This is a genomic window from Actinokineospora auranticolor, assembly GCF_041897805.1.
In the GTDB taxonomy this organism is placed as follows: domain Bacteria; phylum Actinomycetota; class Actinomycetes; order Mycobacteriales; family Pseudonocardiaceae; genus Actinokineospora; species Actinokineospora auranticolor.
Genome location: NZ_CP154825.1, coordinates 3,677,126 through 3,700,070 on the forward strand (window position 1 = coordinate 3,677,126; position 22,945 = coordinate 3,700,070).

23 protein-coding genes and 1 pseudogene are annotated in these 22,945 nt (G+C 72.8%); 6 read left to right on the plus strand and 18 right to left on the minus strand.

Going from position 1 to position 22,945, the window contains the following annotated elements:
- Positions 1–2: 2 nt before the first annotated feature.
- The 3 genes from V5P93_RS16510 to V5P93_RS16520 all read right to left on the minus strand — a co-directional run bounded on the left by V5P93_RS16510 (position 3) and on the right by V5P93_RS16520 (position 4,112).
- Entirely contained in the window at positions 3–512 is a 510-nt protein-coding gene (locus tag V5P93_RS16510; protein ID WP_219823883.1) for a hypothetical protein, read from the minus strand.
- A gap of 65 nt (positions 513–577) precedes the next feature.
- Complete coding sequence (locus tag V5P93_RS16515; RefSeq protein ID WP_104476593.1) at positions 578–3,322, minus strand: LuxR C-terminal-related transcriptional regulator; 2,745 nt, start codon at positions 3,320–3,322, stop codon at positions 578–580.
- A 151-nt stretch (positions 3,323–3,473) separates the two neighbouring features.
- Positions 3,474–4,112 (minus strand): TetR/AcrR family transcriptional regulator, encoded by a 639-nt coding sequence (locus V5P93_RS16520; RefSeq protein ID WP_104476595.1) that lies wholly within the window; start codon positions 4,110–4,112, stop codon positions 3,474–3,476.
- A 104-nt stretch (positions 4,113–4,216) separates the two neighbouring features.
- Here V5P93_RS16520 and V5P93_RS16525 point away from each other — a divergent pair, with 104 nt between their 5' ends.
- Positions 4,217–5,656: an MFS transporter gene (locus V5P93_RS16525; RefSeq protein ID WP_104476597.1), complete on the plus strand. Its 1,440-nt coding sequence runs from the start codon at positions 4,217–4,219 to the stop codon at positions 5,654–5,656.
- A gap of 9 nt (positions 5,657–5,665) precedes the next feature.
- Here V5P93_RS16525 and V5P93_RS16530 read toward each other — a convergent pair whose 3' ends face one another.
- Positions 5,666–6,424 carry an AfsR/SARP family transcriptional regulator gene (locus V5P93_RS16530; protein ID WP_219823884.1) on the minus strand — a complete coding sequence of 253 codons (759 nt, stop codon included), beginning with the start codon at positions 6,422–6,424 and terminating at the stop codon, positions 5,666–5,668.
- A 460-nt stretch (positions 6,425–6,884) separates the two neighbouring features.
- Between V5P93_RS16530 and V5P93_RS16535 the strand changes: the two genes are divergently transcribed.
- Together V5P93_RS16535 and V5P93_RS16540 are read left to right on the plus strand one after the other, a co-directional pair.
- Positions 6,885–8,096, plus strand: coding sequence for a cytochrome P450 (locus V5P93_RS16535; RefSeq protein ID WP_104476600.1), 1,212 nt, complete (start codon positions 6,885–6,887; stop codon positions 8,094–8,096).
- 69 nt (positions 8,097–8,165) lie between these two features.
- Entirely contained in the window at positions 8,166–8,567 is a 402-nt protein-coding gene (locus V5P93_RS16540) for an HNH endonuclease (RefSeq protein ID WP_104476602.1), read from the plus strand.
- Positions 8,568–8,569: 2 nt separating this feature from the next.
- Here the strand turns inward: V5P93_RS16540 and V5P93_RS16545 are convergent, their stop codons facing one another.
- Genes V5P93_RS16545 through V5P93_RS16555 form a run of 3 tightly spaced genes read right to left on the minus strand, consistent with a single transcriptional unit; the run spans position 8,570 to position 10,169 of the window.
- Positions 8,570–8,992: a nitroreductase family deazaflavin-dependent oxidoreductase gene (locus V5P93_RS16545; RefSeq protein ID WP_104476604.1), complete on the minus strand. Its 423-nt coding sequence runs from the start codon at positions 8,990–8,992 to the stop codon at positions 8,570–8,572.
- Between the two features lie 56 nt (positions 8,993–9,048).
- Positions 9,049–9,804, minus strand: coding sequence for a class I SAM-dependent methyltransferase (locus V5P93_RS16550; protein ID WP_104476606.1), 756 nt, complete (start codon positions 9,802–9,804; stop codon positions 9,049–9,051).
- A 38-nt stretch (positions 9,805–9,842) separates the two neighbouring features.
- Positions 9,843–10,169 (minus strand): plasmid stabilization protein, encoded by a 327-nt coding sequence (locus V5P93_RS16555; RefSeq protein WP_104476608.1) that lies wholly within the window; start codon positions 10,167–10,169, stop codon positions 9,843–9,845.
- A 216-nt stretch (positions 10,170–10,385) separates the two neighbouring features.
- On the opposite strand from V5P93_RS16555, the gene V5P93_RS16560 reads away from it, so the two are divergent.
- On the plus strand, positions 10,386–11,009 hold the full coding sequence (locus V5P93_RS16560) for a hypothetical protein (protein ID WP_181043286.1): 624 nt from the start codon (positions 10,386–10,388) through the stop codon (positions 11,007–11,009).
- Here V5P93_RS16560 and V5P93_RS16565 read toward each other — a convergent pair.
- The 11 genes and pseudogenes from V5P93_RS16565 to efeU all read right to left on the minus strand — a co-directional run bounded on the left by V5P93_RS16565 (position 11,002) and on the right by efeU (position 19,941).
- Entirely contained in the window at positions 11,002–12,051 is a 1,050-nt protein-coding gene (locus V5P93_RS16565; protein ID WP_281261638.1) for an MFS transporter, read from the minus strand. The two genes, V5P93_RS16560 and V5P93_RS16565, sit on opposite strands and share 8 nt — an antisense overlap.
- Positions 12,052–12,375: a hypothetical protein gene (locus tag V5P93_RS16570; protein WP_219823886.1), complete on the minus strand. Its 324-nt coding sequence runs from the start codon at positions 12,373–12,375 to the stop codon at positions 12,052–12,054.
- Positions 12,376–12,452: 77 nt separating this feature from the next.
- Positions 12,453–12,881 carry a RidA family protein gene (locus V5P93_RS16575; RefSeq protein WP_245930996.1) on the minus strand — a complete coding sequence of 143 codons (429 nt, stop codon included), beginning with the start codon at positions 12,879–12,881 and terminating at the stop codon, positions 12,453–12,455.
- A gap of 24 nt (positions 12,882–12,905) precedes the next feature.
- Positions 12,906–14,458, minus strand: a pseudogene (locus V5P93_RS16580) (amidase).
- Positions 14,459–14,543: 85 nt separating this feature from the next.
- Positions 14,544–14,765 (minus strand): hypothetical protein, encoded by a 222-nt coding sequence (locus tag V5P93_RS16585; RefSeq protein ID WP_104476614.1) that lies wholly within the window; start codon positions 14,763–14,765, stop codon positions 14,544–14,546.
- Positions 14,762–15,100: a hypothetical protein gene (locus tag V5P93_RS16590; RefSeq protein WP_219823887.1), complete on the minus strand. Its 339-nt coding sequence runs from the start codon at positions 15,098–15,100 to the stop codon at positions 14,762–14,764. The genes V5P93_RS16585 and V5P93_RS16590 overlap by 4 nt, the downstream gene beginning before the upstream one ends.
- Before the next feature lie 67 nt (positions 15,101–15,167).
- On the minus strand, positions 15,168–15,911 hold the full coding sequence (locus V5P93_RS16595; protein ID WP_181043287.1) for a VOC family protein: 744 nt from the start codon (positions 15,909–15,911) through the stop codon (positions 15,168–15,170).
- A gap of 62 nt (positions 15,912–15,973) precedes the next feature.
- On the minus strand, positions 15,974–16,696 hold the full coding sequence (locus tag V5P93_RS16600) for a class I SAM-dependent methyltransferase (RefSeq protein ID WP_104476617.1): 723 nt from the start codon (positions 16,694–16,696) through the stop codon (positions 15,974–15,976).
- Between the two features lie 16 nt (positions 16,697–16,712).
- Positions 16,713–17,957 (minus strand): iron uptake transporter deferrochelatase/peroxidase subunit, encoded by a 1,245-nt coding sequence (efeB, locus tag V5P93_RS16605; protein ID WP_104476619.1) that lies wholly within the window; start codon positions 17,955–17,957, stop codon positions 16,713–16,715.
- Positions 17,954–19,090: an iron uptake system protein EfeO gene (efeO, locus tag V5P93_RS16610; protein ID WP_104476621.1), complete on the minus strand. Its 1,137-nt coding sequence runs from the start codon at positions 19,088–19,090 to the stop codon at positions 17,954–17,956. The genes efeB and efeO overlap by 4 nt, the downstream gene beginning before the upstream one ends.
- The gene (efeU, locus tag V5P93_RS16615; RefSeq protein WP_104476622.1) at positions 19,087–19,941 is read right to left on the minus strand and encodes an iron uptake transporter permease EfeU; all 855 of its coding nucleotides are present in this window, start codon (positions 19,939–19,941) and stop codon (positions 19,087–19,089) included. Before efeU ends, efeO begins: the two co-directional genes overlap by 4 nt.
- 217 nt (positions 19,942–20,158) lie before the next feature.
- Between efeU and V5P93_RS16620 the strand changes: the two genes are divergently transcribed.
- Together V5P93_RS16620 and V5P93_RS16625 are read left to right on the plus strand one after the other, a co-directional pair.
- Positions 20,159–21,751 carry a serine/threonine-protein kinase gene (locus tag V5P93_RS16620; RefSeq protein WP_245930997.1) on the plus strand — a complete coding sequence of 531 codons (1,593 nt, stop codon included), beginning with the start codon at positions 20,159–20,161 and terminating at the stop codon, positions 21,749–21,751.
- Between the two features lie 94 nt (positions 21,752–21,845).
- Positions 21,846–22,820, plus strand: a complete 975-nt coding sequence (locus V5P93_RS16625) for a 3,4-dioxygenase subunit beta (RefSeq protein ID WP_104476624.1) — start codon at positions 21,846–21,848, stop codon at positions 22,818–22,820.
- Positions 22,821–22,945 lie beyond the last annotated feature (125 nt).

Genomic DNA, 22,945 nt, shown 5'->3' on the forward strand with positions numbered 1-22,945 from the left:
GGTCAGGCCCGGTACAGCACGATGGCCGACTCGTAGACCCGGTGGGTCTCGTTCGCCACCGGGCGGAACGTCCGGTAGCCGACGGCACCGGCCAGCGGCCCCTCGACGACCGTCGCCGGGAACGACGCCCACTCGCCCCCGGTCAGCCTGCCGTCGTCGACCAGGCCGCCCGCGCGGATCACGTTGCCGTCGTCGAGGGTGATGGTCTCGCCGAAGTACGCGAGGAAGGTGCCGGACCCCTGCTTGTAGAGCATCCGGCCCGCGCCCTTGGTCCGCCCGATGCGCGTGTCGCCCGCGAAGATCTCCAGCTCGACGGTGGCGAAGTCGTGCTCCGTCGGCGTCTCGCCGGTCGGGTCCGGGTTGTTCGACTCGTACGCGACGACCTTCTCCGTCAGGTCGCGCAGGACCAGGACCGCCGAGGGGTCCAGGAGCCCCGCGACCCGGTCGGACGCGGTCTCCGGCGGCACGTCGAACGACGTCCGGGCGGCGGGCTCGGTGTGCTGGGCGGTCACGGGTGCCTCCAACGGCAGCTGCGGACTGGTGCAGCGCGACGCTAGGTGGCTCCGCCTAAGGAGTTCTAAAAACCGGTCTCCTGGGTCAGGGCCAGCGCGAGCTGCACCTGGGAGCGCACACCGGTCTTGCGGTAGATCCGGGTCAGGTGCACGTCGACCGTGCGCAGGCTGATCTCCAGCGCCTCCGCGATGTCCTTGCGCTTCATGCCGGAACTGACCAGCAGTGCGATCTCCCGCTCCCGCCGGGTCAGCTCGCCGAGCACGGCCACCTCGACCGGCGCCGCGTCCACCGCCCGCGGTTCCGGGCAGGTGAACCACGCCAGCAGCGTCTGCGCCGCGCACCGGCGGGCCACCTCGCGCCCCAGGTCCGCCCGGTCCGCCGCGCCGTCGCGGTGCCCGGTCGCGGACAGCAGCCGGACCGCGTGGCCCAGCGCATAGGCCTGCTCGACCTGCATGCCCGCCATGGCGAACAACTCCGCCGCCCGGTCGTAGTGGTGCACCGCGCGCATCACCAGCCGCTCGGCGCGCCGCTCGTGGCCCCTGGCCAGTTCGGCGTACGCGACGTTGTGCGGCAACGGGAACCGCTGCGCGTGCTTGATCGCGTGGTTGGCCGACTCCTCCGCCACCGACATGCCCGCGTCGACCGCGGCGGCGCACAGCAGCTCCCAGGTCGCCGCCCGGTGCCAGATCGGGATACCGAGCAGCGCCACCCCTCGACCCTCGTTGAGCAGCAGCGTCACGCAGTGCTTGGCGTCGCCGTCGAGCCACGCGCACTTGGCCAGCGGCAGCGCCGCCAGCGACGCGCAGCCGTTGATCCCGCCCCACGGCACCGACTGCTGGGCCAGCGCCTGCTGCGCGAGCACCCGGGCCCGCCCGTCGCCCGGCGCCTCCCGCCACACCTCGGCCAGCGACTTCAGCGCCAGGGCCTGGGCGTGCCGGTGGTTGTTGCCGCCGGACTCGATGATCGCGTCGTCGGCCGCGTCGTACGCGGGCCGCAGCCGCCCCAGCTGCCGCTCGGCCTCGCTGAGCAGCACGTGCAGCGTGGGCAGCAGGAACTGCTGCTGCCGCGCGTTGGCGACGCCGACACCGCGCACCAGGTACCGGCGGGCCTCCGGGTAGCGGCCCGAGTAGAGCGAGCCGAGCGACAGGAGCACGACCGTCGGCAGCGCCGCCGCCAGTTGGTGCTCGGGTGCGCGGTCGACCAGTTCCCCCGCTGCGGTCAGGTCGTCGGTGGCCTCCCGCACCCGGCCGGACGGGATCGCCTCCAGCGCGCGGATGGCCAGCAGGCCCGCGGCGACGAGGTGGTCGCCGTGCCCCCTGGCCGCCTCGATCGCGCCGTCGAGGGGCGTCGGTTCGCCCCGCCAGCCCGCGAAGTGCTCGCGGAACGCGTTCGCCAGCACCAGCGCGGGCCTGCCCGGGTCGGTGCTGGCGGTGCCGCGTAATCGCTCGGTCAGCAGGTCCATGACCTGCACGTCGTGCCCGAGCACGCCCTCCACCACCGCGACCGCGGCGACCTGGCGGGACAGCTCGACCGGGTCGGCGGTGCCCGCGTCGTGCACGGTGAACAGCAGCTCGCGGCTCTCCGCGACCCGGCCGACCTGGGCCAGCGCGCCGCTGAGCGCCAGCCGGGCCGACACCCCGACCTCGCTGTCCAGCGGCGCCTCGGTCAGCACCGAGGTCAGCCACGAGATGGCGGAGGTGATGTCGCCCGAGGTCAGCTCGCCCGCCGCCGCGACGATCCTGGCCAGCTCGCCCTCGCGCGCCCGCGACAGCGAGTTCACCAGGTGGAAGCCGAGTTCCCGCTCGGCCAGCCCGCGCGCGGTCAGCCGCTGGATGGCCCGCTGGTGCGCCCGCGCCGACCAGCACGGGTCGATCGTGCGGTGCAGCAGCGTGCCGAACACGTCGTCGCGCAGGGACAGGCGATCACCCTGGTCGGGCCGCAGCAGGTCCCGGCGGGCCAGCGACTCCACGGACGCGGCCACCACCAGCGGGTCGACCTCGGCCACCTCGGCGAGCAGGTCCCGGTCGAACCGCGACCGCAGCACGGCGGCGGCGTGCAGCACCACGCGCTCGTTGAGGGTGAGGTCGCGGGTCTCGCGCAGCACCGCGAACTCGTACGGTGCCACGGCCGTGTCGGTGCCCAGCCGGGCGCTCTCGTCGAGGGCCTGCAAGGCCAGCAGGGCGAACGGGTTGCCCGCGCTGCGCCTGCGCGCGTCCAGCGGCGCCGGTGACACGGCCAGCAGCTGCTCGTCCGACAGCGGTCCCAGGTCGACGCGCACCGCCTGGCCGTACACCGCCGCCATCCGCAGCGCCTCGTCCAGGTGCGCCGGGGTCTGCCTGCCGCGCAGCGCGATCACCACGTCGGCCAGCGGGGCAGTGGTGCCCGCGGCCATGTCGCACAGCTCGGCGACGGTGGCCTCGTCGGCGAGGTGCGCGTCGTCGATCACCACCAGTTCCCTGGTGGACCGCCGGGGCCGCAACCGGGAGACGACCGCGACCTCGCGCTCGTCGGCCCGCCGCGCGCGCCGCAGCAGCGTCCGCACCTGGTCCATGGTCGCCCGACCGGTGCCGGGACCGCGCCGCGCGCACTGGTGGACGGTCGCGGGCCGCTCGCTCCACTGCCGCTCCCGGACGAGTACCCCCAGCAGGTGCGTCTTGCCCGAGCCCGGCTCGCCGACCACGGCGATCACCCGCCCGGGGGCGTCCGGGTCGAACACCGCCGCCAGCAGCAGCGCCAGCTCGGCGGCGCGCACCGAGTCCGTCCTGGCCAGGGCGTCACCCAACCGGGCGCTCCCGTCGGTGTGCGTCATCGACCGTCTCCCCTGGTGCGATCCGTGTGGACCGTGGATACCTCCTGTAGCGCTGCGGCGGCGCTGCCACCGGTGAATTCAGCCGGCGGACGGGGGGAAAGCAAAGCCCATCCGCATCGTAGGAACGCCCGTGCCGTGGGCACGATCACGATCACCGGGCGGTCAGGCCGCCCACCAGCAGGTCGATGAGCCGGTCGGAGTCGTCGCGCTCCGGTCCGGTGGTCTCCCGCACCCAGGCGATGCCGTGCAGCAGGTCGAACAGCTCGACCGGGGTCAGGTCGGCGCGGATCGCGCCCGCGTCCTGGGCGGCTGTGAGCAGGTCGGCGCCGCTGCCGTGCATCTGCGCGCACATGGCGTGCGACGGCGTGCCCTCGTCGTACATGCTCCGCACGAGGATGCCGACGAGGCCGCGGAAGGTGCTGAAGTGCAGCACCGCCTGCCGCATCCAGGCGACCAGCGCGGCCAGCGGTTCCTCGGTGCCCGAGACGTGCTTGGCGTGCGCGACCAGGTCCTCCAGACCGTTGCGGGTGGACGCCTCGACCAGCGTGGCCCGGGTCGGGAAGTGCCGGTACAGGGTGCCGATCGCGACGCCCGCCTTGGCCGCGATGTCCTCAAGGGACGCGCCCGCGCCGTGCTCGGCGAAGGCGGTGCGGGCGGCGGCGAGGATCGCGTCGTAGTTGCGCCTGCCGTCCGCGCGCTTGGGCCGCTGCGCGATCAAGGGCGCGACCTCCTTGGCCGCGTCGTCGTCGGTCGCGGCGTCCCGCGTAGTGGAATCCGTACTGCCCGTCATGGTCCTCCTTGACTACCTGAGGCTGCCTCCGGTTCACTGATCGCGAACCAACCGGAGGTGGTCTCATCTTAGTCCGACCGCCGCCCGGAGATGAGGAGGAAGCGATGAGCACCGAGACCAGCCCCGACGCGGCCGACCAGGGGGCGTCACCCCCGGCCGCCGCGCCTGCCCGGGCCGCGGCCGCGTTCGGGCTGATCCTGGCGGCCATCGTCGGCGCGGAGTTCCTGCTCCAGCTCGACGGCACGATCGTCACCGTCGCCCTGCCCGACCTGCAGGACCACCTCGGCGTCGGCGTGGTCGCCGCGTCCTGGGTGCCCAACGCGTTCCTGCTCGCCTTCGGTGGGCTGCTGCTGTTCAGCGGCAGGCTCGGCGACACCATCGGCCACCGCCGGGTGTTCCTGGTCGGCATCGGCCTGATCACCGTCGCGTCGCTGGTCGCGGGCCTGGCCCCGAACCTGCCGGTGCTGCTGGTCGGCCGCGCGCTGCAGGGCGCGGGCGCCGCGCTCGCCGGACCGGCCGGGCTCGCCCTGCTGACCACGGTGTTCGAGGGGGAGCGCCAGGCCAAGGCGTTCGGCCTGTACTCGACGGTCACCGGCCTCGGCGCCGCCGCGGGCATGATCCTCGGCGCGGTGCTGACCCACCTGGGCGACTGGCGCTGGAGCCTGCTGGTCAACGTCCCGGTCGGACTGGTCATCCTGGTGATCGCGCTGCGCACCCTCGGCGTGCGCGGGGACGTCAAGCGCGGCCACTCGCTCGGCCTGCCGAGCGCCGTGCTGGCCACGGGCGCGCTCGTGCTGCTGGTGTTCGGCCTGGTCGGCGCGGCGGAGGCGGGCTGGGGCAGCACCCGGGCGCTGCTGCCGCTGGCGGCGGGTGTCGTCGCGATCGGCGCGCTGGTCGCGGTCGACCGCAAGGCGAGCGAGCCGCTGCTGCCGGGCCGGGTGTTCGCGCTGCGCGCCCGCGCCGGGTCGTTCGTCGTGTTGCTGCTGCTGGCCTCGGTGCTGACCGGGTTCCTGCTGTACCTGGTGCAGTTCCTCCAGGTGGCGCTCAAGTTCACGCCGCTGCAGGCGGGTCTGGGCATCCTGCCGTTCGGGTTGGCGCTGCTGGTCGTGATCCAGTTCGGCACGCCCCGGCTGGCCAAGGTGGACATCAAGGTGCGCGGCCTCGCCGGTCTCGCGCTGGTGCTGGTCGGTGTGCTGTGGCTGACCGGTCTGGACGGCGCCGACAGCTACGCCGCCGGGGTGCTCGGCCCGATCATCGTGCTCGGCCTCGGTGTCGGCCTGGCGATCGTGCCGGTCAACATGGTCATCCTGACCACCAGCGCGCCCGAGGACATCGGCATCACCTCCGGCCTGCTGCAGACCAGCCTGACCATCGGCGGCGTGTTCGGCGTGGCGATCCTGCTGGTGCCGTACACCGGCGGCGCGCCGGGCGACAGCATCGGCACCCTGTTCGTGTGGAGCTCGGTCATCGTGGCCGCCGCGCTCGTGGTCGCGGCTCTGACCTGGTTCGGTGGCAGGAAACCGGAACCCGCGGCGGCCGGGTAGCGCCCGCCGTCAGCCCGCGAGCGACAGGTCGCGGTCGGCACCGAGGATGTGGGACTGGAGCCTGCGCATCGACTCGCGCGGCTCCAGTCCCAGCTCCTCGCGCAGCACCCGGCGCGCGGACTGGAACACCGCCAGCGCCTCGGCCCGCCTGCCCGACCGGTACAGCGCCACCATCAGCTGCTCGCGGAACGCCTCGTGCAGCGGGTACTCCTCGGCCCACTTGGCCAGGTCCCCGATCACCTCGCGGTGGCGGCCGGTGACCAGCGAACCCCGGGCCACCGCCTCCAGGCACTCCAGCCGCAGCTCGTCGGCCCAGCGGCCGAACCCGCCGACCACCAGCCCGTTGCGGATGTGGCCGAGCACCGGCCCCCGGAACAGCGCGGCGGCCCGGGTGAACGCGGCCAGCGCGGCGTGCGGGTCGCGGTCCACAAGGGACTGCCCGAGGGCGTGCTCGCGCTGCAGGTCGGTGACGTCCAGCCGGGACTCGTCCACTTCCAGCAGGTAGCCCTGCCCGTGGGTGCGCAGCACGGCCGCGCCCGGCTCGTCGGCGGTGAACCGCTTGCGGATCTGCGAGACGTAGACGTGCAGCGCCGAGCGCACCCGGCGCGGCGGCTGCTCACCCCACAGCTCACCGATCAGCTCGTCGGTCGAGACGGCCCGGTTCGCCCGGATCAGCAGCGTGGCGAACAGCGTCTCGATCTTCGGCGCGGTGATCGTCAGGGTGGTCTCGCCTGCGATCTGCAAGGGGCCCAGCAGCAGATAGCGCACGGGTGTCCTCCAAGGGTGGGGCCGGGGATGCTTGATGCAGGCATCCTGTCCCCGCGCCCTCGGGCCGCACATCAGCGGATGTGCTTACTGTCCACACTGTGGGTACGTACCGCCACACCTGGTGACAACAATAGCCAGTGCCGCTAAAGCACACCACAGCCGTCCACCACCGCGAGACAGCCGTCCACCACCGCGAGATCGCGCTCCACCCGAGGCTGACCACCACCGCGAGATCGCGCCGGTCTCTGGACTGAGCGATTTCGCGAGGCCCCCTGGGGCCTCGCGAAATCGCGAGGGAAGAGATCGGCTGAAAGGCGATCTCGCCGCCTCGGCGGAGCCGAGGCCAAAGACACAGTGCCAAAGACACCATGAAGCCGGGCTGAAGCGGCGTTGGCGGTCCGGCGGTTCGCTCGTAGCGTCCCGGCGGGCGTCGATCCGTTCCGGCCCGGGAGGACCCACCATGCTGCAGTACCCGCAGGACCGCCAGTGCCCGTTCCAGCCGTCCGGCGCCTACCAGCCGCTCGGTGCGGAAGGGTCCCTGCACCGCGTCGAGTTGTGGAACGACGAGACCGCCTGGCTCGTCACCGGCCACGCCACCGCCCGCGCGCTGCTGTCCGACCCGAGGGTGTCCGCCGACCGGACCCGCCCGGACTTCCCGGTGGTGCTGCCCCGTTTCGAGGCCGAGATCTTCAAGCCGCTGGCCCTGATCGGCATCGACCCGCCCCGGCACAAGGCCCACCGCGAGCTGCTCGCCGCGCACTTCGGCCTCAAGCAGGCCCGCGCTCAGCGCGACGAGATCACCGCGCTGGCGCACTCGCTCATCGACGCGATCGAGGCCAAGGGCGCGCCCGCCGACCTCCTCGCGGACTACGCGCTGCCCATCCCGTCCGCGGTGATCTCCCGCCTGCTGGGCGTGCCGTACGAGGACCACGCCTTCTTCGAGAGCGCGTCGGCCGCGCTGTTGCAGGCCACCTCCGCCGCCGGGGCCGAGGAGGCGGGCCGGACCCTGTTCGACTACCTGGACCGCCTGGTCACCGCCGAGCGGGCGGAGCCGACGCACCGGGGTCTGATCACGGTGCTGGCCGGTGCGATCGGCGACGGGCCGGACGCGGACGTGACCCACGAGGACGCCGTCCGCATCGCGTTGACCCTGCTGCTCGGCGGCCACGACACGACCGCGCAGATGATCACCCTCGGGGTGGTCACGCTGCTGGCGCACCCGGAGGCGCTCGCCGCGATCCGCGCCGACCGGGACCTGCTGCCCGCCGCCGTCGACGAACTCCTGCGCATGGTGTCGGTGACCGACCTGTCCGGGGTGCGGGTGGCGGACGCGGACATCGAGATCGATGGCGCGGCGATCCGGGCGGGGGAGGGGCTGATCTTCTCGTCGTCCATGGCCAACCGGGACCCGGCGGTGTGGCCGGAACCGTACGAACTGGACTTCCTCCGGGAGCGCAAGGACCCGAAGGCGTCCGGGCGCAGGCACCTCACCTTCGGCTACGGCATCCACCAGTGCCTCGGCCAGAACCTGGCCCGCCTCGAACTGGAGATCGCCTTCGACGTCCTGTTCACCCGCCTGCCGGACCTGGCCCTGGAAACCCCGTCCGACGCCCTGCCCTACCGCAGCGGCGGCACCATGCAGGGCGTCCACGCGTTACCGGTCGTCTGGTAGACCACCGGTACGGATGACCCCCGCGAGTCGGACCACGGCCCGGCCCCGGTTCCCGCGTAGCCTGACCGAATGGCGGTCAACCGCAGTAGGAGCGCACGGCTGTCCCGCAAACGCAGGCGCCGCATGGCGAAGGTCGACCACGACCTGACCGACACCCAGTGGCTGGCCCTGCAAGCGGCCTGGGCGGGGTGCGCCTACTGCGGTTCCACCACCGGCCCCTACCAGCGCGACTGCGTCCTGCCCATCTCGCGCGGCGGCCGCTACACCGTGGACAACGTCGTCCCGGTCTGCGGCTCCTGCAACTCCAGCAAGTGCAACACCGAGGTGACGTCGTGGTTGCGCCGCAAACGCCTCGACGAGCGGGCGTTCCTCACCCGCCACATCGAGATCCGCGCGGTGCTCGCCGCCGAGGTCGACGACATCGACGAGACCCCGGCGGCCGAGCACGACGACGTGGACGTGCCGGGCTGACCCTACTTGGGTTCCAGCACGAACAGCGGGATCAGCCGGTCGGTCTTGACCTGGTAGTCGGCGTACTGGGGGAACGCGGCCACGGCGCGCTGCCACCACTCGTCGCGCTCGGGGCCCTCGAGTTCGCGGGCGGCGTAGTCCTTGGTCACCGCGCCGTCCTGCAGGGGGAACTCGGGGTGCGCCTTGATGTTGTGGTACCAGGTCGGGTGCTTCTCGTCGCCGCCGTTGGACGCCACGACCACGTAGCGGCCGTCGTGCTCGACGCGCATCACCGGCGTGTAGCGCAGCTTGCCGCTCTTGGCGCCGCGCAGGGTCAGCAGCACGATCGGCCTGCCGAGCACCTTGATCCCGTCGGTCGTCCCCTCCTCGAGGATCCGCTGCGTCTGGTTCCGAACCCACTCGGTGGGGCTGAGCTCTGCGGTCATGCCACGCCGAACACCGAACCACCCACCGCTATTCCGCCGTCACCCGGTGGTGTGGTTCAGCCGGGTCGGCAGGCCTCGATGAGGAAGCGGTGGGAGAGGGTGCGCAGGGCGCCTTGCGCGCGGATCTGCTTGTCCAGCAGCAACAACCGCTCGCGGTAGGGGTCGACGGCGAAGTCGGGGATGAACCAGACGATCTTGCGCAGCAGGTAGACGACGGCGCCGATGTCGTCGAACTCGGCGCGCAGGCCCGCCTTGCGCAGGGCCACCACCCGCAGCCCGGCGGTCTCGGCGGCGGCCGCCTCCTGCTCGGCCAGGCCGCCGTCGGCCTCCTGCGGGCCCAGCATGGCCTCGACCAGCTCGCGCCCGTAGCCGGAGCCGTACTGCTGGGCCAGGTACGTGCCGCCCGGGGCGAGGACGCGGGCGACCTGCGTCCAGTCGGTCGACCCGATCCTCGGGTGCCTGCTGACGACCAGGTCGAACGCGCCGGGCGTGAGGGGCAGGTAGCCGTCGTCGGCCCGGACGAGCACACCACCCAATCGGGCGAGGACGGGCTTCGCGCGGTCGAGCAGCGCCGGTCTGCTCTCGGTGGCCGCGAACACCGCAGGCCTGGCGCTCAACGCCGAGGCGATCACCCGGCCGTCACCGGTCTGCGCGTCGAGCACCCGCTCGGCCGAAGCCGCCCGTTCGGCCACCAGGTTCGCGTACCCCCACGGCGTGCGCTCCTCGCGGGCGCGCCCCGCCAACCAGGAGAAATCCGACCCCAGGACGTCGACCGACGCGGCCTCGCGGACGAGTTCGTCGAAGGAACGCACGGCCCCAGTGTGGCAGGACACCGTACGGCCCGCAGACCCTACTTCCCGAGCGCGTCCGCAAGCTCCTTCTTCGTCATTTTCGACCGCCCCCGCACACCCCGCTTTTTCGCCTCGTTGTAGAGCTGGTCCTTGGTCGGTCCCTTCGGCCCCTTGCGCCCGGACCGCTGCCCACCGCGCTTCTGCGGCGACATGTCCCGCGTGGACGTCCTACTGGCCTGTTTGGACTCACCGGCCTGAGCACGGTTCTTGTTCACCGTGCGCGCCGCGATCTCCTCTGCCCGGCTCTCGGAGGCACCTCGGTCCTCGGCTGAATCCTTGATGTGCTGGTACTGCCGCTCCCGTTTCCTGCTCCACGCCTGGGGCACGTCAACCTCCTCGAATGGCCGTGTCGACCTCGGGGTACCCCGCCCGTGACGGGTCATGCGAACGGCCCATCCGGGCACCGGACGTCCTCGGTGACGACGTCTTCCACGCCGAAATCCTGGCCGCCGCGGTCTCGACGAGGACGGTGGCGTCGCCAGGGTCTGGTCACCAGCCCCACCTCGCGTCGTCGCCTGACCGCCTCGCCGACAATTCCACCCGTGCGCCGCGGCATCGCCGGCAAGATCACCGCCATGACGAACCTGACCGTCGAGGCCGCGCACGAACTGGCGGCGGTGTTGCGGGCGCGTGCGGACGACCTGGCCAGCGACGAGTTGGCCACGGTGGCCGAGGCCATGACCGCCGTGCGAGTGGCGGCCCGGGCGGTCGAGGCGGCGCTGACCGCCCGGGGCTGGGGTGGCGATGTGCTCTACGGCTTCGGCGACCCCGTCCACGACGACCTCGACGACGCGGACGATGAGGACGACGCGGACGAGGAGGACGTGGAGGACGAGGACACCGGCGACGTCGAGGAGTTCGTCGCGCCGCGGGGGCGGCGCATGACCTACCAGTCGCGGGTCGACTTCGTGGTCGTCGACGAGGACGCGCTGCTGGACCACGTCGAGCGGCGGGCGGCCGAGCTGGGGGACACCGGCTGGACCCGCGACTCGATCATCGAGCACAACCCCGCGTTCGTGCTGTGGTTCCTCGGGGGCCCGGGCACCCGCGACTTCGAGGGGGCGGGCATCGTGTCCGCCGGTGCGCAGGACGTGGTGGCCGAGGTGCCCGTCACGCTGTGGGAGTTGGACCACGAGGCGAGGGGCGACTGCTACCCCGTCAACTAGCGGAGCGGGCGACGGGATCCCGGGTACGGCTCGCCAGGAGGGCGAGCAGCAGGCTCGGCACCGCGAGGATCGCGAAGGCCGCGCCGAAGCTGAGTCGGGTCGCGGGTGCCAGCAGGCTGAACAGGGCGGAGGACGCCGCCGTGACGCCCAGTTGCCCCAGGTTGCGCGACGTCATCATCGCGCTGCTCGCGGAGCCTTGTCGCCCCGGTTCGGCGTGCGCCAGGGACAGCACGGTCAGCATCGGTGACACCATCCCCATGCCGATCGCCGCGAGGACCAGGGACGCGGCGGGGAAGTACGCGGGCAGGCCGAAGAACGGGCCCGCGGCGGCCAGGGCAGCCGCGGCCACGACCAGGGTCGCCCCCATGGCGACAGTGCGGTGCCGGGGCACATCGACCAGAAAATGGCTCTGCGCCCACGACGACCCCGCCCACGCCACGGCCGCGCCGGTGAACACCAGACCCGTCAACGCGGGCGGCACGTCCTCCGCCGTGTCCAGCAACAGCGGGACGAACGCCTCCAGCGTGCAGAACGTCCCCGACGCCAACCCGTTCAGCAACACCGTCGCCGGGAGTCCCCGCGCGGCCGTCAACGTACGTGGCGGCAGCATCCGGCGGACGAAGGCCACGACCAGCACCACCGCGACCGCGCCGAACACCAGGTGCGCGACGTCCCCGCCCGTCACCGCGTACTGACCCGCCGCCGCGCCCGCGCTGACCGCCGCCGCCACCAGCAGGCCCGGCCGCCTGCCCTCGGACGGTGGGGGAGGGGCGTGCCGGGTCTTGCGCAGCAACAGCACGACGGCGACGGCGGGCGGCAACGTCAACGCCGCCAGCCCGAAGAACACGACCCGCCACGACGTCCACGACACGACCAGGCCCGCGAGGGGTGGGCCGAGCAGCGACGGGCCGACCCAGCTCGCCGCCATCAGCGCCAACACCCTGGGACGCAACCGGTCCGGGTACGTCTGCCCGATCGCGGTGTTGATCGCGACGATCGTCATCCCCGCCGACACACCGTCCAGGAACCGGCCCGCCGCCAGCTACCACACCGAGACGCTGATCGCCGACACCACCAGCGTCACCACCGCCAGGGCCAGCGCGACCGCCAACGGCCGCCCCGCACCGACCCGGTCGGCCCAGTTGCCGCCCAGGACGCCGCCGAGCAGGCTCGCGGCCACGAACGAACTCGCCACGAACGGGTACAGCCACACCCCGTCGAGGTCCCGCACCGCCATCGGCAGCGTCGGCACGACCGCCAAGGCCGCCAGCCCGGCCAGGGCGTTCACCGCGACGAAACTCGTCGTCGCCGCCAAGTAGGTCCGCGAGAACACCCCGGCGGGGGCTTCAGCCGTGGTTCCGGACACGCGCGGGATCGACCTCCCCAGGTGGTCAAGCGCTCAATGACCATCCTGGTGCGGGCCGGGGGCCGCGGGCAACGCGATTACGCCCGGTCCAGCTCCCGGACCGCGACGACCTCGACCTCGACGACGACGTCCGGCAGGAACAGCCGCGACACCTCGACGACCGTGCTCGGCGGCAGCGCGTCGGCGGGCAGGTACTTGGCGCGGGTCTCGGCGTACGCGGCGCGGTCGTCCATGTCGGTCAGGTACGTGCGGGTGCTGGTGATGTCGGCGAAGGTCGCGCCGTGCGCGGCCAGCAGGATGCCGATGATCTCGAAGACCCGGTCCGTCTGGCCGACGATGTCACCGGGCGCCACGACCGAGAGGTCGTCGCCGATCGCGCACTGCCCGGCCAGCGTCAGCGTCACGGTGTCGGCGATCTCCACGCGCGAGACGTGCGAGTAGCGCCCCGGCGGGGGCGCGGGCACGCCCGCCGGGTTGTCGACGAACTTCTTCACGAAGGCCCCCAAGGGTGGAACGGTCCACCCTGGACACTACCCCGTGGTCAGGTAGCGGGGCGCGTGCCGGGCCGGGTTGGCCTTCTCGAACGCGGCGGCCAGGGCGAGGACCTTGGCGTCCGACCAGCGGTCGGCGAAGAACGACAGCCCGATCGGCAACTCGCCGCCGTAGCCCGCGGGCACCGTGACCGCCGGTAGCCCGCCGCGGCGGCCGGGGTGGAGGTGCCGAGGATGTACGCGTCGCCGTGCTCGTAGTCGGTCTTCCACGCCGGGCTGTTGGTCGGTGCGATGAGCGCGTCCAGGTGCTGGGCCTTCAGCGTCTCGTCGATGGACCGGCGGGCGAGCGTCGTGGCCGTCTCGCGCTGCTGCTTGTACGTCGGGTCGTCGGGGCCCGGCGCCTTCACGGCCTCCTCGAACAGCTCCTGCCCGAAGTACTTCAGCTCCACCGGGTCGTTCCGGTTGAAGTCGACCAGCGCCTGCATGGTCTGCGGCGCCCCGGGCCGCGTGCGCAGGTACGCGGGCAGGTCACGCGCGAACTCCGTGATCAGCGCCGGGTACTCCACCGCTCCGATCTCCGCCTGGTACGGGAGGTCGACCTCGACCACCGTCGCCCCCTGGGCGCGCAACACCTCGACGCTGCGCGCCACCACCCGGTCCGCGTCGGGGTCGACCCCGCGCATGCTCCACAGCCCGAGCCGCGCACCCCGCAACGCCCCCGGCCGCAACGCCGCCGCGTAGTCACGGGTCTGCGACGCCGGGTAGTCCAGGGTCGCCCGGTCGGCGCGGTCGCGGCCCTGCAGCACCGACAGCGTGATCGCCACGTCCTCGACCGTCCGCGCCATCGGCCCCGCCGTGTCCTGCTCCAGCGAGAGCGGCACCACCCCGCTCCGGCTGACCAGCCCCAGACTCGGCTTGTGCCCCACGACCCCGTTCGCCGCCGCCGGGCACACGATCGACCCGTCGGTCTCCGTCCCGATCGCCACCTGAGCCAACGACGCCGCCACCGCGGCCCCCGACCCCGACGAAGACCCACACGGGTTGCGGTCGAGCACGTACGGGTTGTTCGTCTGCCCACCGACGCCGGACCACCCGGAGCTGGAGTGCGTCGACCGGAAGTTGGCCCACTCGGACAGGTTCGCCTTGCCCAACACCACCGCCCCCGCGTCCCGCAGCCGCCGCACCAACGCCGCGTCCGCGGCGGGCGGCTTGCCGAGCAGGGCCCGTGACCCGGCCGTGGTCTGCACGCCCCGGGTGTCGATGTTGTCCTTGAGCAGCACGGGAATCCCGTCCAACGGCCCCCGCGCGTGCCCGGCCCGCCGCCTGCGGTCACTCGCCTCGGCCTGCGCCACGGCGGAGTCGTCGAGGGCGATGACCGCGCGCACCTTGCGGTCGACGGTGCGGATGCGGTCGAGGTACTCGCGGGTCAGGCGCGCGGAGCTGAGCCTGCCGCGGTCCATCAGGTGTTGGAGTTGGGGGATCGTCGCCCGGTCGAGGTCGAACCCGAGCCCCGCGGGCGCCGCGACCGCCGCCGGACTCGGCACCGCCGCGACGACGGCGACCAAACAGGCGACCGGGAAGATCCGCTTCATCCGCACCCGCGTGATTCAAACCAGGGCCGCCGACCTCGTCAACCACGCGCCGTTCCCGTTCCCAGTCACGGGAAAACGCCCCACATCAACACGAACAAGTACCACGGCACGCGTGCGCCCGGCGGCGGTGCCGCCACCACGGGCCCGCCGCCGCGAGCACTGACACGACGGCCACGGCGATGAGGGTGTTGGTCAGCACCGCCGCGCCCGCGCCGGTCAAGACACCGGCCGTGACGAGCAGCGGGGCGGCGCCGACGGCAGGCCCGACGCCGATCTTGGCCGCGCACGGCGGCTCGGTGCCGGTCATCGGGTGTCACCGGTGAAGGGATGGGCAGCACGGGGTGGCGGCGCACGTGGCGAGACCGTCGAGGACCCCGACCCGGCTGACGGGATGGAGATGTCCACGCTCAGGTGCTCGTCGCGGTCGAAAGCGAAGGTGAAGAACGAGCAGCACTCGGTCTCCCTGGCCGCCAGGTCACGTGCGATGGCTTCCACCGAAGCGTCCAGCACCAGCCGCAGCCGGGTCGGCTCGGGTCGCTCGACGGCTCGGAGAGCGGTGAACAGCGCATCGAACTCGGCCAGCCTGAGCGGCTGTTCGGCGGTGGGCAGCGCGCACGCCCGGGGAACCCAGGCAAGGTCCACAGTGGTGTCTGTTGATGCTATGCCGCCAAGGTAAACCTATACCTGGGTGCCGAATGCGACCCTCGGGTCAGGTTTGGTACAGGTAGAACACGGTCCCCTCCGGGTCCGCGCAGTCGGCGAGCAGGCCGAACGGGCGTTCCTTCGCCTCCCCGGCCTTCCCCCCGTGCGTGGTCACCGCCCGCAGCGCGGCCTCGATGTCGGCTACACGGAAGCACAGCTGGTTGGCCGGTTCGTCGCCGTTCGCCCACAGGCCGATGTTGCTGTGGTTGGCCACCTGCCACGCGCCCTCCACCGAGCCCGGGACGAACTCCCAGCCCAGCACCGCCCCGTAGAAGCCCTTCGCCCGGTCGGCGTCGCGGACGACCATCGTCAGGTAGTCCGACTCGCCGACCGGGGTGCGGGAGCTGCGGACCGGGGTGCCCGTCACCAGCCAGCGGTGGCCGAACGGGTCGACGAGCACCGCCACCCGCCCGTAGTCCTGGTCCTCGGGGTGTCGTTCGACGGCCGCGCCCTCCGCCACCGCGCGGGCGAAGGTCGCGTCCACGTCCTCGACCTGGATGTTCAGGGAGTGGGTGAAGGTGGTCGGGTTGTCCGGTGCCACGACCGGCACCTCACCCACCCCGCCCTCGGCGAGCATGAGCACCGCGTCCCCGATCCCGATCTCCGCGTGCCCGATGCGGCCGTCGGGCATCAGGTACGGCTCACCGCGCCGGTGGCCGTCGAACACGCGCACGTACCAGTCGATGGCGCGTGGGGCGTCGGCGACCGCGAGGTAGGGGGTGATGGTGGCGGGACGGGTGAAGGACGTCACCGGCGTGCTCCAATCGGGAGGGTCGCGCCCATCATCGTCCTCGACCACCCCGCCGCGCGACCCTACGCGGCCACGAGTTGGGTCAGGAAAACGAACTCCCGCCCCGGCCGGTCCGCCGCCTCCCGGACGTCGAGCACCCGGTACCCCGATTCGACCAGCGACGCCTCGACCTCGTCCCGGTCGCGGAACCGCAGCGTGGAGTCCGATGTGAGCGTTCCCCCGTCGGGGAACTCGTAGGTGAAGCGGAACGACACCAGCGGCAACCGCACCTCGGTGACCGCCATGCGCCGCCGCACGGACCCGACCCCGTCGACGTCCAGGGTGTGCCACGCCGTGTCCGCCGCCCAGTCCTCCCAGAGTCGACGCTCCGGCCGACGGGTCTCGAAGACCAGGTGCCCGCCGGGCCGCAACGCCCCACGGACACCGGCGAGAGCGGTGGTCCAGTCGTCGTCGGTCAGGAACACCTGGGCCACGTTGGCGGTCATCACCGCGAGGTCCGCCGCCACCGCGGGCAACGTCGCCGCGTCACCGCGCACCCACGTCGCCCGCGGTTCGCGCCGCCGCGCGATCTCCAGCGACGCCCCGGCGGGCTCCACCCCCACGACCTCGACCCCGCGCGCCACCAACAGCGCCGCCAGGTTCCCCGTTCCGCTCCCCACGTCCAGCACCCGAGAAGCGCCCAACTCGGCCGCGATCGCCACGTACGCGGCCAAATCGTCCCGAGGTCCGTCGAAGGCGTCGTAGGTCGCGGCCAACCGGGGGTCGTCGAAGATCGCGTCAGGCATCCGATCACCCTAGGGATCAGCCGAACAGGTCGTCACCCCAGAACCGGCCCTCCGCCAACCCCGGCGGGCAGGCGAAGTGACCGGAGCCGGTGTGCTCCAGGTACTCCATCATCCGGTCGTGCGCGGACAGCGCCTGCTGCATCGGGATGAACTGCTTGCGCGAGTCCCGGTTGAAGCAGACGAAGAACAACCCCGCGTCCAGGTGGCCCAACCCGTCGGACCCGTCGGTGAAGTTGTAGCCGCGACGCAGGATCCGGGCGCCGCCGAGGCTCTCCGCCGACGCCAGCCGGATGTGCGAGTCGTCCGGGATCAGCGGCACCCCGCCCGCGCCCCGCACGTGCAGGTCCACCGGGTCGAACTCGGCCGTCTGGCCCAGGGGCGCGCCGGAACCCTTGGCGCGGCCGACGATGTCCTCCTGCTCGGCCAGCGACGTGCGGTCCCAGATCTCGATGTGCATCCGGATCCGGCGGGCCACCAGGTACGTGCCGCCGACCATCCACCGCGGACCCTCGGTGACCCAGACGTGCTCCGCGAGCGCGGCCGGGTCCTCCGCCTTGAGGTTGTTGGTGCCGTCCTTGAAGCCGAACAGGTTGCGCGGGGTGGCCTGCGCGGTCGAGGTCGACGACGTGCGCCCGAACCCCAGCTGCGACCAGCGCACCGCGACCTTGCCGAAGCCGATGCGCGCCAGGTTGCGGATCGCGTGCACCGCCACCTGCGGGTCGTTCGCGCACGCCTGCACGCAGATGTCCCCGCCACCGCGCTTGGCGTCGAGGTCGTCGCCGCGGAAGTGCGGCAGGTCGACCAGCGCTTCCGGCCGCCGGTCGGCCAGGCCGAACCGGTCGTCGAACAGCGACGGGCCGAACCCGATGGTCAGCGTCAACGCCGACGCGGGCAGGTCCAGCGCCTCCCCTGTGTCCGCGGGCGGCGCCTGGCGCGATCCGCCCACGGCACCGCCCTCGGCGGCCTCCCGGCCCGCCGTCATCCGCTCCGCCGCGGCCGTCCACTCGCGCAGCAGCTCCACCAGCGCGCCCCGGTCCCGCGTCGTCACGTCGAAGGCGACGAAGTGCATCCGGTCCTGCGCGGGCGTGATGATCCCCGCCTGGTGCTGACCCCGGAACGGCACCGGCGCCGACGGATCCGGTCCCCGGGGCGCGGGCGCCGGTTCACCCGAGGCGAGCACCCCGGCCGCCGCGCCGATCCCGACGGCCGCGACCCCCGCGCCCGCCAGACCCAGTACTCCCCGCCGCGACAGTCCGCTCACTTCTGGGCCACCACCTCGGCGACCTTGCTGATCGGCTCGCCGAGCGCGTCCACGGCCTCGGCGAACGCCTTGACCTCCGCCGCGGACAGGTCCGTGTAGAGCTTGAACCCGTCACCGGCGCGCTGCTTGTCCAGCAGCGACTGGACCGCGGCGAACCGCTCGTCGATGGTCTTGGCCAGCGCGGCGTCCCGGCCCTCCACGACCGGCCGCAGCGCCGCGACCGCCGCCTTCGAACCCTCCACGTTGGCCTGGAAGTCCCACAGGTCGGTGTGCGAGAAGGTGTCCTCCTCGCCGGTGATCTTGCCGGTGGCCACCTCGTCGAGCAGCTCCTTGGCGCCGTTGGCCAGCTGCAGCGGGGTCAGCTCGACGGTCTTGGCCCGGTTGACGATCTCCGTCACGTCGGTCTGCAGCTGGTCGGCGACCTTGCCGCTGTCGGCCCGCAGGCCGCTGACCCACAGGTCCTTCTCCAGCCGGTGGAAGCCGGTGAACTCCTGCCCGGGCTCCAGGTCGGCCTCGCGGGCGTCGATCCTCGGGTCGAGGTCGCCGAAGCTCTCCGCGACCGGCTCGATGCGCTCCCAGTAGGTCCGCGCGACCGGGAACAGCGCCTTGGCCTCGTCGACCTTGCCCGCCTTGACCGCCGCGACGAACTCGGCGGTCTTGGTCTGGAGAGGCTCCACCTGCGCGTTGACGTAGCGCTGGTAGCCCTTGGTCGCCTCGCCGAGCTGGGTGTTCGCGTCGGCCTGGCGGGCCGCGGCGCCCTTGACGGTGAACTCGGCGCGGATGCCGTCGCCGGTCATGCCGGGGCGGCACGAGGTCTGGTACTTGCCGCCGTCGGCCACCTCGACGATCAGCTTGCGGGTCAGGCCGGGGGTGATGTTCTCGACCTCGCCCATGATCCGGTCGCCCTCGCCGTAGAGGTAGAACTCGGTCACCCGGCTGCCGCCGTTGGTCACCTCGAAGGTGATCGTGCCCGCGTCCGCCTCGGCGCGCGCCACCCCGCACGCGTCGTCCTTGGCCTGCACCGCGATGGGACCGCCCGCGCCGCCGGGCGCGGCGCCGCTGTCCCCGCACGCGGTCAGGGTCACCAGGGCGGCGACGCCGGTGAGGCAGGCGCGGAGGGGTCTGGCGGTCACTTCGATTCTCCTTGGGCGGTGGCAGTGGCGGGGACGGGCGCGGTGGTGCGCGCGGGTCGGAGGAAGAGGTAGAGCACGACCACGACGTAGATCGCCCAGGCCCAGGCCTGCAGCTTGGTGGTCTGCGCGGAGTAGTTGAAGATGCCCTTGAGCAGGGCGCCGTACCAGGAGTCCTCGGGTACCGGGCCGGACAGGTCGAACGCGTGCGACCGCAGACCGGGCAGCACGGCCGCCTCCTGGAGGTCGTGCAGGCCGTAGCCGAGCACCCCGGCCGCGACGAAGATCAGGAATACCCCGGTGATCTTGAAGAAGCGGGTGAGGTTGATCTTGATGGCGCCCCGGTAGATCGCCCAGCCGAGCGCGACGGCCAGCGCGATGCCGATCAGGAAACCGATCAGCGGTCCGCTGTCGCGGCCCGCGGACTGCGCGGTGGCGTAGAAGAAGACCGCGGTTTCCAGCCCCTCGCGGCCCACGGAGAGGAATGCCACGACGACGACCGCGACCGGGCCGATGGCGACCGCGTCGGAGAGCTTCCCGCGCAGTTCCCCGCTGATCTTGCGGGCCGTGTTGCGCATCCAGAACACCATGCCGGTGACGAACACCACGGCCAGCAGCGACATCGCGCCGCCGAAGGTCTCCTGCGCCTCGAAGGGGAGGTGCGCGCTGGTGAACGTTATGACCGCGCCGACCAGCACGGACAGCAGCACGGCCGCCGCGACGCCCGCCCACACCCACTTCAGCGCGCCCCGGCGCTCGGTGCGCACGAGGTACGCGAGCAGAATGCTCACCACCAGCGCGGCCTCCAGGCCCTCGCGCAGGCCGAGCAGCGCGCCCGTGAACGCGTATTCCATGGTCACCTCCCGTCCGGCCGTCAGCTGATCAGCCAAGGCTTACCTGAGGAAACGTAGGTAAGGCTTGGCTCAATTGTCCAGTGCGACGCGCGCTACACCAACCGGTTGATCAGCGAAAATGTCCGGATCGTCCTCGATACCGCCGACTCGGGTCCGCGCCAGGGGTATAACAAATCGGTAGCCTGCCGGAGACGGGTTGGTGTGGGAGGGTGTCGGGGTGCGGGAGTTGCGGGCCGGCGATCCCACGCGGATCGGTGACTTCGCGCTGGTCGCCCGCCTCGGCCGGGGCGCCATGGGCACGGTCTTCCTGGGCCGGTCGCCGGGCGGTCGCCCGGTCGCGGTGAAGGTCGCCCGCGCCGAACTGGCCGACGACCCCGCCTTCCGCGCCCGCTTCCGCCAGGAGATCGATATGGCCCGCGCGGTCGGCGGCTTCTGGACGGCCGCGGTCGTCGGCGCCGACCCGGACGCCGAGCGGCCCTGGCTGGCCACCGAGTACGTCGCGGGCCCGACCCTGTCCGAGGCGGTCTCGACGAACGGGCCCCTGGCCGAGCCGGTGGTGCGCGCCCTGATGGCAGGCCTGGCGGAGGCGCTGGCCGCCATCCACGGCGCGGGCCTGGTGCACCGCGACCTGAAACCGTCGAACGTGCTGCTCGCCGCCGACGGCCCGCGCGTGATCGATTTCGGCATCGCCAAGGCCGTGCGCGGCGCGGGCCTGACGCTGACCGGGATGGTCTTCGGCACCCCGGGCTACCTCTCCCCGGAGCAGATCTCGGGCACCGAGGTCGGCCCGGCCTGCGACGTCTTCGCCCTGGGCGCGGTCATGGTGTTCGCCGCGACGGGGCGCGGGCCGTTCGGGGAGGGCGAGATCCCCGCGCTGCTCTACCGCGCGGTGCACACGGGCCCGGACCTCACCGGCGTCCCCCGGGAACTGCGCCCAGTGGTGTCCCGGTGCCTGAACGTGCGGCCGGAGCTGCGCCCCACCCCGGCGGACCTGCTGGCCGAAGCGGGTACCGCCACCACCGGCGACTGGCTGCCGGGCTCGGTGCTGGCCATGGTCGACGAGCGCACGACCGCCCTGCGCGCCCACCCCGCGCCCCGCCGCCCCACCCTCGTGGACACCCCGTCGGGCGCCGACCCCGCCCGGGTCGCCGACGCCACGGCCGCCGCCCGGGCCGCCGAGTCGGCGCGCGCCGCCGACTCCGCCCGGGCGGCGAGGGCGGCCGAGGAGGCCCGGACCGCCGCCGCGGCCCGCGCCGAGCGGGTCCGCCTCGCGACGGCCAAGGCCGCCGAACTGGTCCGCGCCCGCACGGCGGCGGCGAGCGCCCCGGCGGTGTTCGCCAAGTCCCGACTGCCCGACCTCGCGCGGGCGCTGCTGGTCGGGTGCGGGGCGGTGGTCTTCGGCGTCGGCGCGGCTTATGGCGTCGATCGCGGCGACCACGCGCTGGCGGCGGGTCTCACGGTCGCGACGGTCCTCATGGCCCTGTCGGCCCTGCGGTCCCTCTACCGCGTCCTCCGGGCCAAGCCGCGGTCGGTGGAGATCTCCCCGTCCGGCCTGGTCATCCGCGATACCGCCGACAGCCGGACCATGGCCTGGTCGGAGATCGGCCGGGTGGAACTGGTCGCCGACGGCCGCGAGACCTGGCTGGTCGTCTGGCCCCGGGACCCCAAGGACCAGGCAGGCGGGCTGGGCAAACGCCACTCCCGCAGGCACGGCGGCTTCCGCGTCCTCCCCGTGCGGGGCCCACGGCAGATCGACGACCTCAGCGACGCGCTCCAGCGCCACGGTGGTCGGCTGTTCGTTATCACCTGATCAGGTGGTGTGCGGGGGCGTTGCCACCGGGTTTCCGTGCCGTGGGTCGCGCTCCTCGTGCGGGGGCCAAGGGGGTCGTACCAGGATTCGCCGTATGAACCCGACGTACGAGGGCAGGCCCCTGGCCCGCCCGGACGACGAGGTCGTGGACCAGGGTTTGGCCTTCGACATCGCGACCCTGTTCGACCGCCGACGCGCCCTGCGCTTCCTGGGGTTGGGCGCCGCGGGGGCGGCCCTGGCCGGGTGCGGCACGAGCGAGACCCCGGGCGGCGCGACCACCACGACGACCGCGTCGACCGCGTCGACCGCCACCGCCGACGGCTCGACGGCCGGGGGCGAGATCCCCGACGAGACCGCGGGCCCTTATCCGGGCGACGGCTCGAACGGTCCCGACGTCCTGGAGCAGAGCGGCGTGGTCCGCGGTGACATCCGGTCGAGCTTCGGCGGCTCCACCACCACCGCCGAGGGCGTCCCGATGACCCTGGAGCTGGCGGTGGCCGACCTCTCCGCGGGCGGCTCGGCCCTGGTGGGCGCCGCCGTGTACGTCTGGCACTGCAACCGCGACGGCGAGTACTCCCTGTACGGCAAGGGCATCGAGAACGAGAACTACCTGCGCGGCGTCCAGATCACCGACACCGCGGGCAAGGTCCGCTTCACCAGCGTCTTCCCCGCCTGCTACGACGGCAGGTGGCCGCACATCCACTTCGAGGTCTACCCGGACCAGGCGGCCATCACGGACTCGACCAAGGCCCTGGCCACCTCCCAGGTAGCGCTCCCGCAGGACACCTGCAAGATCGTCTACGCGACAACGGGCTACACCGCCTCGCTGACCAACCTCGCCAAGGTCAACCTCACCACGGACAACGTCTTCGGCGACGACGGCGCGGCCCTCCAACTCGCCACCGTCACCGGAGACGCGACGAGCGGCTTCACCGTCACCCTCCCGGTCCGCATCGACCCCACCACAGCCCCCGCCGGCGGCAGTGCCCCCGGCGGCGGTACACCTCCCAGCGGCGGTCCAGGTGGCGGTGGCAAACCACCCAGCGGCGGGATGCCCCCAACCCGCTGACGGTCCGCGCCTCCGGCCCCAAAGCCCGGCGTGGTCGAACCATCGCTCAACGCGGCGCGAGGGGTCCCCGGAACAAGGGAACCCCTGTTTTCTGATTCTACCTGGGAAAACCGAGCGGCCGAGGC